11 protein-coding genes and 1 pseudogene are annotated in these 13425 nt (G+C 36.9%); 2 read left to right on the forward strand and 10 right to left on the reverse strand.

The features are described from left to right. Positions 1 to 53 precede the first annotated feature (53 nt). Positions 54 to 368, reverse strand: a complete 315-nt coding sequence (locus ACTJJ9_RS25180) for a hypothetical protein (RefSeq protein ID WP_145584951.1) — start codon at positions 366 to 368, stop codon at positions 54 to 56. 602 nt (positions 369 to 970) lie between these two features. Continuing rightward, entirely contained in the window at positions 971 to 1735 is a 765-nt protein-coding gene (locus ACTJJ9_RS25185; RefSeq protein WP_145584953.1) for a MerR family transcriptional regulator, read from the reverse strand. Between the two features lie 170 nt (positions 1736 to 1905). Here ACTJJ9_RS25185 and ACTJJ9_RS25190 point away from each other — a divergent pair, with 170 nt between their 5' ends. Then, entirely contained in the window at positions 1906 to 2445 is a 540-nt protein-coding gene (locus ACTJJ9_RS25190; protein WP_145584955.1) for a GNAT family N-acetyltransferase, read from the forward strand. Between the two features lie 374 nt (positions 2446 to 2819). Here the strand turns inward: ACTJJ9_RS25190 and ACTJJ9_RS25195 are convergent, their stop codons facing one another. From ACTJJ9_RS25195 to ACTJJ9_RS25230, 8 genes and pseudogenes are all read right to left on the reverse strand, one after another. Next, the gene (locus ACTJJ9_RS25195; protein ID WP_145584958.1) at positions 2820 to 4103 is read right to left on the reverse strand and encodes an SLC13 family permease; all 1284 of its coding nucleotides are present in this window, start codon (positions 4101 to 4103) and stop codon (positions 2820 to 2822) included. Between the two features lie 325 nt (positions 4104 to 4428). Continuing rightward, the gene (locus tag ACTJJ9_RS25200; RefSeq protein ID WP_145584960.1) at positions 4429 to 5592 is read right to left on the reverse strand and encodes a sialidase family protein; all 1164 of its coding nucleotides are present in this window, start codon (positions 5590 to 5592) and stop codon (positions 4429 to 4431) included. Between the two features lies 1 nt (position 5593). Next, positions 5594 to 5719: pseudogene (locus ACTJJ9_RS25205) on the reverse strand (4-hydroxythreonine-4-phosphate dehydrogenase PdxA); the annotation flags it as partial. After that, the gene (locus ACTJJ9_RS25210; RefSeq protein WP_145584964.1) at positions 5664 to 6995 is read right to left on the reverse strand and encodes a four-carbon acid sugar kinase family protein; all 1332 of its coding nucleotides are present in this window, start codon (positions 6993 to 6995) and stop codon (positions 5664 to 5666) included. The gene ACTJJ9_RS25210 and the pseudogene ACTJJ9_RS25205, both read right to left, overlap by 56 nt. 9 nt (positions 6996 to 7004) lie before the next feature. Further along, positions 7005 to 8168: an iron-containing alcohol dehydrogenase gene (locus tag ACTJJ9_RS25215; RefSeq protein ID WP_145584966.1), complete on the reverse strand. Its 1164-nt coding sequence runs from the start codon at positions 8166 to 8168 to the stop codon at positions 7005 to 7007. Positions 8169 to 8224: 56 nt separating this feature from the next. Further along, the gene (dapA, locus tag ACTJJ9_RS25220; protein WP_145584968.1) at positions 8225 to 9112 is read right to left on the reverse strand and encodes a 4-hydroxy-tetrahydrodipicolinate synthase; all 888 of its coding nucleotides are present in this window, start codon (positions 9110 to 9112) and stop codon (positions 8225 to 8227) included. A gap of 164 nt (positions 9113 to 9276) precedes the next feature. Beyond that, positions 9277 to 11040: a sigma-54-dependent transcriptional regulator gene (locus ACTJJ9_RS25225; protein ID WP_145584970.1), complete on the reverse strand. Its 1764-nt coding sequence runs from the start codon at positions 11038 to 11040 to the stop codon at positions 9277 to 9279. Positions 11041 to 11360: 320 nt separating this feature from the next. Beyond that, positions 11361 to 11972: a CGNR zinc finger domain-containing protein gene (locus ACTJJ9_RS25230; protein ID WP_145584972.1), complete on the reverse strand. Its 612-nt coding sequence runs from the start codon at positions 11970 to 11972 to the stop codon at positions 11361 to 11363. A gap of 119 nt (positions 11973 to 12091) precedes the next feature. On the opposite strand from ACTJJ9_RS25230, the gene ACTJJ9_RS25235 reads away from it, so the two are divergent. Next, positions 12092 to 12559, forward strand: coding sequence for a hypothetical protein (locus tag ACTJJ9_RS25235; RefSeq protein WP_145584974.1), 468 nt, complete (start codon positions 12092 to 12094; stop codon positions 12557 to 12559). The last annotated feature ends 866 nt before the right edge of the window (positions 12560 to 13425 follow it).

Raw genomic sequence — 13425 nt, forward strand, 5'->3', positions numbered from 1 at the left:
ATGACTATGTTCACTGGTATAACTATATTAGAATCCATGGAACCCTAGATTATTTAAGTCCAATTGAATTCAAAATAAAACACCTTAAAAAAATTGTCTAGTTTAGTGTTGACGATCCATGATTTATCCATTACGGCAGTAAACATTATGTCAGAATCTACTGCTTTCACATATGTCGTCACTGTATCATTACTTTTCGTACCCCATCGTTCCCCTAAATATTTCACTTCAAAGGATTCATTGTATTTTTCGGATAACTTTTCCTCAATGACGTTAGCTGTTTCTTCATTTAAATCACTACATCCTAATAGACTTAATATTGAAATTCCGATTAAAACAATGCTTACTTTTTTTAATAATTTCCTCATATCATATTCCTACTTTCATAAAAAATAGTTAAACCTTTTTCCACGTATTAGGAAAAAGATTGGAGCAAGAACTAAGAATTCCATATCTCTATACTATAACTATAGGAAAAACAACTCTAGAGATAAAACTATAACCTTCAATGAATTGCTAGTTAACAAACATCAAATAATGGTCTGTTGAAGTAAGCGGGATTGGACATGATGAAGGATTAGCAGTACTTGAAAAAGGAAAGTTTGAGGTTATTTAAGATTGATAGCATTGGTGAAGCTGTATTCTCTGCGGAAATTAGTGTATTTAGAAATATGCCTAATTCTAAATCTAAATTTGGACTTTCGTTAATTGTTCTGAGGAATTGGATTGTAATAATGATAGGTATGAGATAGCGACGTCTAAAGTGCCCATAATTTTGTTTCAACTATCAAAGCCACATAATAAGAATTTGAAATCATTGGACTCAAAATGGTAAACCTATACTTAATAAACTCTTACCCGATGGTTTAAGTAAAATTTCTTGCTTTTACCTTACAAAAAAAACAATTACCAACATAAAAAAGCCGCCTTCTGTGGCAGCTTGTTCTTAAATAAAATGTCTTCTGAGGAATTAAAAATCTTCTAATTTCCTTGTAATGAGAAAAGGTATCCTGCCATTTCGATAATTAACAAAGTCAGTTGCGATATCCTTTAGAAAGGCAGGTCCATTCGGACAATACCCGCTGTTTTTTATTAGTAACAAAGCTTTCTTAGCATTTTCAATGATATTATTTTCTTCTGTAACAAAATAGACTCCAACATATTTTCCTTTTTCTTTTTTATAATTGGCTACTTTCCAATTCTCCACTTTTTGATATTTAGTGATTTTCATTTTCTCATTTAAATTATCTTGAACATTTAAAATAATTCCAGAATGGTAACCGTCTAATAAATAGTTCGTTATTATTTCTTCTTGTGACGGTGTTTCATCTAAATACATATATTCTTCATTATCATCCTTTATAAAAACCCTGTTGTTTCCTATTCGTTTATAATGTTCTAACTCTTGAATTTTCTGACTCAAGGCACTCTCTACGTTAACTAATTCATTAACTTTTTCCGTGATCTTTTGTTTTTGTTCATGTAAGGTTGCAATCCCCTTTGAAATATCCTCCACAGATAGCTGCTTTTTTATTTCTAATAAGGTGAATCCCACACTCTGTAACGCTTTTATCTTACTTAAAATATCTATTTGGTCAGTCGTATAGTATCGGTAGCCATTAGAATCAACTATTGCAGGCTTAAGTAAATCTATTTTGTCATAATAAAATAATGTTTTTTTATTAATATTGCAAATACGGGCAATTTCCCCGGTAGATAATTTTTGTTTTCTCATTTTTCTCCTTGAGTATACAGTTAGTGGATACTTTATTTTTATATTATCAGCAAAATGTAGAGAAAAATCAACGTACTAACTGTACGGAGCTTTCCCCATTTACTGATTTAATGCACTAGCAAAAGGAGATTTTTTTATTGAAACTACAAAAAATTTAATGGAGGACGGATATGCTAAAAGCGCAAAATATTTATATTAGGGTACTTAAATTGCATGACACCAATGACTTTCTTAAGTTAGAAATAAAGAATCGAGATTTTTTTCAAACATTTACTATAAAACGCTCCCCCGACTATTACACGATAGATTTTCAAAAGGACTTAATGAATCAAAAAATAGAGCGGGCAAAAGTAGATAGTGAATATAATTTTGGGATTTTTAAAATAGAAAATGATGAACTTATAGGAACAATTGGACTTTTTCGTATATTGCGTGGGCCTTTGCAGAGTGCAATAGTCGGATATAGTTTAGATAAAAATAATAATGGCAAAGGATATGCAACAGAAGCCGTAAAACTAATTGTGAACTATGCATTCACAACTCTTAAATTACATAGAATTGAAGCTGGTGTTATGCCCCATAACATTAGCTCTATTAGAGTTCTAGAAAAGGCAGGATTTCTAAAAGAAGGGATTTCTAAAAAGAATGTAAAAATAAATGGAAGGTGGGAGGACCATCAGATTTTGGCAATAATAAATCCAGAGGAATAAGCATTTCCGAAATTACCTATTGCTCATAATGTAATCCACTCTCTTGAATACGGAGGGTGGATCACTTTTTTCTAAAGAGTAAACTTGGCATTTACACTGCCCTTTCAATTCATCACTACCCTTATTGAATTCTACTATTTAATCATGTCCTTTATAAAACTACTGCAACTGTCTGCACAGCAGCATTACTCGAGTCATTTTTCAATGTAAAGCCAAGCACTTAGCCTTCTTGAATATTTTCATAAAAGGATCTTGTTGAGTCTAAACAAAGAAATATACAATTCATAAAGACAAAAGGTACCTTATAAGAGCGCACCTTTTGTCTTTATCCCTATGAAATTTTGAAGCTATATATTTGTCTCACTTAATCTCTATCAGTTTACAGGAAACATAATAATAGCACCTACACATAGCGCCAAAATACGGAACAGGTACATAGGAACCGAGAACAACCAGAACTCTGGGAGCTTATATTTCCCCATACCTAAAATCATAGCAGGCATACCATCGACCGGCATGTATCCGCCGTTCCATCCAGATATAACAACTGCTGTTGCCGCAGCAGCAGGATTAAGTCCCAAACTAATGCTTGTTGCAATAGCAATTGGCGCAAAGATGTATACAGAGCCCATATTTGAACCAGTAAAGGTAGCACATGTACTAGTTAAAAGTGCGAAGATGAAAATAAGCATAAATGGATTGATATTAGTACCCAATGAATTCGCCACAGACTCTCCGATCATAGCTGTAAATTTGGAGTTAGCCAGAGCGTCAGCAACCCCGATAACACCAGCCATCATAAGGATTACAGGTGCACCCATATTATCTCGAACTTCCTTGAAGTCAAGTACGTTGATGATTAGTAAGAATGCTCCTGTGAGACCAGGGATTACATAGGCTGCATTGCCTATCACGCTCATAAGCATCATACCGATAACACTGACGATAAATGCAGCGATAATGCTGTACTCTTTCCATGCAGGCAAAGCCTCAACCTCATTCGTAACCGCCACCTCATCATATTCAGAAGCTTCCTTAATTGGATGATCCGGTAGAAGACGATAAGCAACCAAACTCCATATTAAGAAACCAAGACCTAGGATGAAATTCACAACAGCAAATTTCGACATAGACAGCCCGCCGGTATAACCTGCCGTTTCTAGTACACTGACAGTTACACCATAGAAGAGTGCTACATTGAAAGGAATCAAAGGGTGGTTAGTAGCAAACCCCAAAGGCATGATCAGTTTGGACGTAGGCATTTTTTTATTGTAAGGGATAGTAGATATCAATGATAGAATCAGTACATAGTAACCAGTGGAACCGGCACCTACTAAACTTGCACCAAGCATAACTACCACAAGCAAAAGAACATAGCTCTTATAACCGCCCTTATTTACCAAGGCTAGCATAGAGGACTGAACCTTTCCCATCAAGCTAGTCTTCATTAGTCCCGCCATCACAACCATAAAGCCAGCGATCATGATAACGCTTGGGTTCACGAAGCCTGCGAATGCCTCCTGAACAGAAGACAGACCGGTGACTACTAACAGAAGACAGGCTATGATTGGTGGCGCGCCGAAGGCAAATTTATTTGACATGATCATGACAATCATCAAGATCAAGATACCAAGGGCAAGAATCATCTGCATTGTCATTTTTAGTTTCTCCTCTCTCTTTCAAAACCAAGTTCATTTGGTTTTATCTCAAAGCAGTCAGGTGATGACACTTCGCTATCATTTTGTAGACTGTAAGCCTAAGCACCTGCTGGGTAATAAAGTCCTACTCTATTTTCTTCCCCTGCACATTCTGCTCGGTGAAGCGAACATAGTTCTCACCTTTAAGTGCTCCATCAGAAGACTGCATCAAGTAAGGACACTCATACTGGCGATTATTGGTCTTATTCTTATCGCTGGGTAAGCTTCTGTCTAAAGCCCGTTTTTATGAATGAATTATCAAATTAATTATGTGGTAACTTAATATTTAACTTATTTCTCCAGACGTAGGATTGTAAACACTTTCATTTTCGCGTTTTTTACCATATATATCTTCAACAGAAAAACTATTATATTTAACACAGATTCTATTCTTATATGCGTATACTAAATGTAAACGTCCTTCTGCATCTTGATAAATAGTAGGATATTCAAATTGTGAATTATTCGTTTTATTCTCTGCTCCAATGAAGCCTTCTGCGTGTTCAATAATTCGACCGATTGGCCAAGTATTTCCGCCATCTTCAGACACTGAAACCACTACTGGGTTTCTTAATCCAGGCCATGCTACTTTACCTTTTTCAGGATTATTAGCAGAGTTTGCATTATAGGCAATCGCAATTGCATCGTTATCCAGCTTGATTGCACTTATACTTGAATTATTATTCGGCAAAGTTGTTGGCTCAGGCACTGTCCAAGTATCTCCATAATCCGTTGACTCACTTCTATATATATAATCTGCAAATCTACTTCTCATAAATGCCACTAAATGACCAGCTTCTAATTCTATGACATTAGCATGTACCCTTCCGTTACTTTCAGGCATCCGTACTTCTTTCCATGTTTGTCCTTCATCATCTGATACTTGAAATACTGTAGGATCGTTTGTAAGACCTAATTCTGAATCTTCACAGACCCATGTGCTAAATATCCATCTACCATTACTTAAAACTTGAATAGTTTGTCGAGCAAATGTACCAGGCTGGCTAAATAATATTTCTGGTTCAGTCCAATTTTCACCATTGTCGTATGTTTTCTGATATTTAATAATTGACGTAAACTGCATATTATCTTTATCTGGTCGTCGACCTTCCTGAGAAGTATATATTAACCATACTGATTTATCAGGTGCGTGGAAAAATGATGGGTTTTGCTCACTACGCGTATCATCCTTTGAGACAATTTTCGGCTCGTTCCACTCCCCTGATTCATGATTAAATTTTGATAATACAATTGAAATATCTGGACTGCCTTCAAATGAACCTGCAAACCATGCACATAATAAATCTCCATTGTCTAACTTAGTAATGGTTGGTGCATGCGCGGTTGGAAAGGGACCAGATGGAATTAAGGAAAAATCAATATTTGTATAAGCATCATGATATAATTTACCATTTGGAATGAACTCGTTAATAACTAATTTATTACTCATACGCATCACCGATCACAACTGGTCTGCAAATGTCATAAACAGCTTGATGGCCCAAGGCTTTCACGATAATCTCAGGACCCACTCCTGCGGCATCGCCCATTGTAATCCCTATAATCGGCTTCATCATATTCCCTCCCATGAAGTTTATAAACGGCTTTCAACATGACTTCTTTTGAGCCAAAGTTCCCAGCCTTAGTGACAATAAATAACTCTTTGTCAGTGGATACCCGGCCAAGCGGGACACCTGATTCTACTTCGTCTAGTAAAATAAATTCATTCGCATGTAATTGAAGGAAAACTTGCTGAGCAGTATCTCCTCCAGTTAAAAATAAATAGTTTATATCATGAACACGGACCATTTCTGCCGCAAATTCACCTAATACCATTGAAATGATATTACTGATTTTAACAGCATCATATCCCAGTTTCTCGCCAATTTTACGGGTTTCATTCACATTATTCGAAGAGTATAACACTACATTTTTCCCTTGTAAAAAGGCCTCTTTAGCCCCAGACAGGATTCGCCTTAATTCCATTGCCTTTAAATCTTCCTGTAAAACTTTTCCCGAATCTATTTCCAGTCCAACAGTATCCGAATTGTCCAAAAGATGCTGCAACTGGAACCTCCCTGCTTCACTAACACTGCCAACAACTAAGAGAACAGGTTCACGATGAATAGGCAGAGAAAGCGTTTTTTGAACTTGTTTCATCCCGTAAATCTCTGGTAAATAATTCATTAAACCAGCTGAACCGACCCAAACGACGGAAAAATCGGTCTGGTGAATCAACTCCACTAACTTTTCCAAATCAGACTCTTGAACAGAATCAACCGTAATGTAAGAGATTTTATTGTTCTTACAGGAAACCAGTTTGTCCATGAACGTCTCATATCCTTGATGAATCTCTTGGAATGTAATATGCTCTACCTTCCGCTTCGATTGATTCTCTATTAATCTTTTAATCTCTGAATCCCTGACAGGTGTTTTTGGATCATTTGCCACCTCAGTATGATCCAATTTAACGTGATTCAAATAATGAATCCCATTGATGACTTTGCGTCCGTTTACCGGAAAGGCTGGGGCAATAATCACGAAATCCGGGGAAAAAGAATCATAGATCGCATTGATTTCCGCCCCAATATTCCCTCTCATGGTCGAGTCCATCTTTTTATAGACCAAGTCAACTGGTCGTGATTTAATTGTCTCACATACCTTTTTCACTCTTTCGTAAGCCTCATATCCGGTAACAGAGCGACTATCTGTATTGTAAATAACTGCGTCATAGTCATGAATTGTTTCAGAATGTTCCTGCACTACAACGGACACGTTTAAACCAAAACGGACTAGCTGCCCTCCACAATCACTTGCCCCCGTTAAATCATCCGAAATGACTGATATTCTCATAATCTGGGATTATAGCAGCTGGCGATAAATCGCTTCAATATCTGCTAAACTTAATTTTTTCGGATTATTATTTAATAAACGGGTGACTTGTGAGGCTGACACAGAAATTTCCGGTAATTCTTCTTCTTTAACACCATAGTTTTTAAGATCTTGAGGGATTTCCAACACATTGGTCCACTCAATGATTTTCTCCACAACTTTTTCTGCCAGTTGGCTATTGGAAAGAGCTTGAACGCTGATTCCCATAGGTTCAGCAACTAATGCCAATCGGTCTGTTATCGCATCCATATTGAATTTCATGACATGTGGAAGGAGCATAGAATTTGCCACACCATGTGGAATTTTATACTTTCCTCCTAAAGGATAGGCGAGAGCATGTACGGCTGCTGTTCCTGCACTTGTTAATGCCATCCCACCATACATAGACCCTACTAGCATTTTTTCTCTTGCCTCGATCGATTCTCCATTTTGATATGCTTCCACAATACTCGAGGAGATTAACCGAATTGACTCTAACGCAAACATATCACTGATCGGATTTGCTTTTGTTGAAATAAAGGATTCTAACGAATGGGTAAAGGCATCCATCCCTGTTGCAGCCGTAATTGGCTTAGGTAATTTTAATGTAAGAACAGGATCAAGAATAACAAGGGTTGGAAGTAAATACTTACTTACAATACCAACCTTTAATTCTTGGTCAGGCAGGGTGACAATTGCATTTGGCGTAACCTCTGCACCGGTTCCGGAAGTGGTTGGAATCAAAATCGTTGGGACCCCAGCTTTTGCCACAAGGTCAGTTCCCAAAAGCTGTTCAACCGAAGCATTGTTTGTTTTTAATACAGAGAGAATTTTTGTCGTATCAAGAACACTTCCCCCACCGATCCCGATCAATACATCATAATTCTTACTTGAAGTTGCTTCAAATACTTGTTCAATGTTCTCTAATGTAGGTTCTGGCAGAATGTTCGTATTAATATCAACTAAAATTCCTTTTGCCGCCAATTGACTAACTATTTTTTCAACAAAGCCCAAATCCACCATCGGCGGCTGTGTAATAATCAGCGCAGATGTTACCTCCACTCCTAGTAAATTCAATTTTTCTCCAAGCAACTGGAGTGAATTTGGTCCTGCTACAATATTCTGTGCGGTTTGAAATTGATAAATTGTTTGCATTTCCATCTACCTTTCTAATTCCGTTATATTGGATTTACCTATCGTTATTTAACTCTCTATATTTTTTGTTGTTTATACAATTCCACCATTTCTGCGACCTTTACTAGCGCATCCCCTGATATCTCAGATACAGGCATTTTTGGCGGTCCTACTGGAACACTATAAAGTTCTACCGCCTTCTTTAATACAGAAGGCAAGGTACCGTATTTAAAGGTGTCGCGAAGAGGCTGTAATTTTACCTGATTTTCCTCCGCCGCTTCTATATTCCCCTCTAACCATTTGTTGTAAATTGCAACCACTACATCAGGAATCATATTAGCTGTTGCAGCAACTGCTCCTTTTCCACCTGCCTGTAAGGTTTGGAGAATCAAAGAATCTGTACCGGCAAAAACAGAAAAATCTTCACCCTTTGTTGCATTAATGTAATTCTCAATGTTGGCAAAGCTCCCACTGCTATCTTTGATTCCTACAATATTGGGCACTTTTGCTAGTCGTGCAACGGTTTCAGGCTCAAGATTAACCCCTGTTCTAGCCGGGATATTGTATAAAAGAACTGGCAGGGAAGTACTCTTTGCTACCATTTCGAAATGAACTGCCATTTCCTCTTGTGATGGTGATATAAAGAACGGAGTAATCAAGGATAAAGCATCCGCGCCCAGCTGCTCCATTTTTTGTGATAAATCAATCGTTTCTTCTGTACTATTACCACCTGTACCAACGATTACAGGTACTCTTCCATTTGCTTCCTCGATGACAATCCTAGCAACCTCTAATTTTTCCTCGGTATTTAATAGGTGAAACTCCCCATTAGTTCCAAGAATGAAAAGTCCATGTACACCTGAATCAAGCAAATGATTTGCTAATTGTCTTGTAACAGATTCATTGACTTTTTGCTCCATAGTTAATGGAGTCAACATAGCTGGAATGATTCCTTTTAGTTCCATATCGTTACACCTTTCCAATTTAAGTGTTTACTTTTTAAACAGTTATAATATCGCTTACATGTTGAATTATAGAATATAATGTTTATTTTTACAACTAGTATATTTAATAAAATAATTAAAAACACCAAAACTGTTTAATTTCGCAACAGTTTTGGTGTTTTTATCTACAGTTCCTTTAATTTTCTCCATAAAGTGGTGCGGTTAATCCCTAGCCTTTCAGCCGTTTTCGTTTGATTCATACCTTCTTCCAGCCAAACCTGCCTGATGATTCTCTGTTCGATTTCCTCTAGAGTACCCGTCAAATCGAGGTGAGACATATCCGTTTCCTTTAACTTTGTCTTTAAAATATAATTGATATCTCCTTTTTCAATAAAAGGTCCATTTGCTAACAGCACAGTTTCATTTATCACTTGTTTCAATTGGGTTATGTTTCCCGGCCAGCTATAATTCTCTAACTCCTCAATGGCTTCATTCCGAATCCCGGCTATTTGTTTCCCGTATTTTGTATTCGATTCATTAATAAAAATACGAGCAATATGATCAATATCTTCCTTTCGCTTTGATAACGGCGGGAGACTTAAGGTCAATTGGGCTAGCAGATAATACAAATCATATAAAAAGGCACCGTTTTCAATCATCGTCAAAATATTTTCACATGATGATGCAATAATGCGGGACTTTGGATGATTCTTTATAAGAAAGGACAGCAATTCCTTCTGGTTGGATAAAGCAATGGAATCGATATTTTTTAGAAAAATTGTTCCATTCTCATTAGAGGCAAGCAGGCCTTCTTCTTCACTTAACAACAAGTTCCACTGTTCTGCCGTTAAAAGAGAACAATTAATTGTCATTAGGGGAAAAGATCGTTTGGAGCTGCAATAATGGATATAATGAGCTAATTTTTCCTTCCCTGTTCCTTTTTCGCCGCTGATCCAGATCGATTCTTCTTTTTCACTATATCTTTCGGCTGATTGTAAAACGATTTTCATCAGGTTGCTTTTTATAAAAGAAGCTTTGATTGGGCTGGAATTCATGAGTGAAGAAATAATCTTTATACCATTGGAAAGCCTTTTTGGATTTGATTCCACTCTTTGTAAGCGAAATAAAACTAATGATGTTTCAAACCCTTGTAATTTGGTCCCCTTTACCTTCCAAAAGACATTGTTGTTTTCAATTAAAGATGTATATTCGCCTTTTGAAATAACTTCTGTCACTGCCTCTTCGATTTTGATTGAAGCCTTAAAGGTTTTATATAATTGTTCAGTGAAGCATGTATTGGAGTAGACACTATTGAATGTTGTATCAAACACCACAATGCCCTCTTCTTCCTCTTGAAGAATTTGTTGTGCAATCAGTAATTTACTTCTAAGTATGGAAAAATAATTGTGCATTTTTTTAGCATTTTGAAAAGCTTTTAGGATGCTTTCTTTTCCCGAAGTAATTAATACTCCATTTAATCCAAGGTTTTCTGCTTCCTTGACAGTTATGACATCACCAATAATGACCTCATATCCCTTTTCAAGCAACTGCTTTAATGTTGGAGTTACTTCCTCCTCCTTTGAAATAACAAAGTGGGAAATATCAATTTCTAGTAATTGACTAACGGTTGCTGCTCCTTCCGATATTGGTTGAAAGCCGACAATCGCTGCCTTACCAGGATAATCTCTAACAAGGGTTAACACACGGAGCATATCATATCCGGAAACCTCAATTTCAATAACAGGAATGGATACTTTCCTTTGGATGAGTTCAGCAGTTCCCCCACGGCTAATGATAATATCAAACCCCTGATCTGCCGCTCGACTAGCGAGTTCAACCCCTTTTTCTAAATCACCAACCTCCACATGTATCTCAAAATCTTGATTACGTCCTAATTCTATAATTAATTCTTTTAACCCCTCATAAGGAGCAATCGCCAAAGCCTTCACTTAACATCACCTTCTGTTGCATTATTAAACAATCTTTATCTTTACTATACCAAAAATAAATCAAACTGTTTATTTATTAAATCATTTTAGAAAATCATATGGTACGGTCCAGTTCCACAAAGCCTTACAGGGACTCATGATTATTCCAAAACAGTCCCCATGCTCAGCTAAGCTCCTGCCTGTGCTGATTTTGCTAACAATGTGTGACTCCTCTTATAGTGCTCCTCTCCAATAAATTAAAAAGCCAAGCTGCTGCCTGGCTTTTGTCTAATTTCCAATTCAATTTTGTTACGGTATAGAGTGGAAGTGATCGAGTATGGTCACTTTTCTTTTTGGTAAAACCGGCGTGCTTTAGCACGATTGCCGCAATCGGCCATTGAACACCAGCGACGACTCCGGTTCCGGCTCGTATCGAAGAATAACCATCCACAAGAGTCTCCCTCACATTGTTTGACTCGTTCCAGGTCGTTTTTAGAAACGAGTAAATCAACAGCGGATTGCAAAATCGGCGAAAGCATAATGTCCAAGTTTTCCTCGGTATTCATGAACTTCAACGTGTAATGATCCTTTTCATGGATTACACGCAATGTTTGATAGAAGTGGCTTACAGAATCATTGAAACGTTCCAGGTCTAGCGGATGTGGCGATGTTGCCTTTGAAATGGACTTGAAGATTCGATACATAACCTCCCGCATTTCGATTGCCTGCTTCAGAACTTCTCCCGCTTCAGACGGTTTCTCCTGCGCCTTTAAAAGAAGGGCTTTTGCTTGTTGTTCGGTCAAGATTTCAGCCTGGATGCACCAGTCGACCAATTTGTCGTAACTCGTAAACCAATCCCGCCTTTTCTCAGCACTTTCCCGCCAACTAACGGTATTGATAAAATCCATACACAAACGTTCTCCGACCATCATATAAGAGTTCATTTCCGACATAATTAAAGCTCCTTTACTATAACTATCATAATACATATTGACGGTTAGAAACAACTCAGATATAATTTAACCATCTAAACTAGTTTTGATGGTTAAATACAAATTCAGGAGGTACTATGATGGACAATCCGATGTTGGTAGCTGTTAGAACATTGTTGAAGGAAACATATGAGGGACCTGAAGAAAACGCAAGCTGGTACACAGAAGCAAAGCCTGGTAGTGGTTTATTTGGAACACTTGAAAAGATATCGGCAGAAGCTGCTTCAATACCTGTCAATGGTACGACAATCGCCGCACAAACAGATCATACTCGGTATTACTTATGGGTTGCGAATTCCTACTTAAATGGAGAAGAACCTAGTAAGGACTGGGGAGCATCATGGAAAATCACAAACGTTGATAAAATCACATGGGCTCAATATATTGACGAACTTCAACAAGAATACACAACACTACTAAAAAAGATTGATTCACTTGACTCCTTAGATGAACAGACATCGAATGGTCTGTTAGGAGCGCTCGCTCACTCCGCCTACCATCTTGGATCGGTACGACAGATGTTCAAAGCGATCGATGTCCCAAGCTAAACATAAGTATTAATAAAGCTCCAAGGTATCACTCCTTGGAGCTTTTAGATTTGAGTTGGTTTTCTTAAAAAGAACACTGTATTGACTGTGTATTAACTAAAGCTAACGATTAGTTGAAAAAGCTTTTCAATTTACTTATCAAGAATACCGTACCTTTTCAAACAAGTACTGTATTCCATACAAAATATACGCTTTGTAATGTATATAAATAAAGAATTGAAAATAGTTTAACCGATGTAAACGAACAATTTTAATTTTTTTTAGAACAGGGACGAATAGAAACACAAAGAGTCCATCTAAAAAAGCATTAAGTAACGCAAACTTTTTAAAATTCCCATATGAAAATTTAAGTATCCACATTGACATAGGTATGTAGGGACCATAATCAAAAGAAAATTCATTTCTAAATAATGATTTTGGCTTATCGTAAAACTTCCACCACTTACGTTGGTGTCCATATAAATGATTTATCATTTCAAAAATACCTATTAGAGTACTAGCGATAAAATATCGTTTGATGTTACGCTTACCTAGAAATATTAACGATAACCATGAAATAGTAGTCATAGTTAGATTAAATAATATGTGCTGCCTTGATGTCATAAATAATTCACCTCGTCTTGAATAACTCTAATTTTAAGGTATCCAGATTTGATAATAAAATTCTCTTACGTAACCAGTCATGCCATATAAAACAGACTTACATATTCACTCTGGTAATTGTTTTTCCTCCTCATTGAAAATGTCTTGTAGAGTAGAAAACAGGAATTAGATATTGCCTTCTTGTCCTCGGTTTTCAGGGTGTTCCACCTTACTAAGCCAGACAGGAGGGCTATTTCTTTTCCTGCTTCCCCTCATCAATTCCG

It is taken from the genome of Metabacillus sp. 22489, assembly GCF_052044855.1.
Lineage (GTDB): Bacteria > Bacillota > Bacilli > Bacillales > Bacillaceae > Metabacillus > Metabacillus niabensis.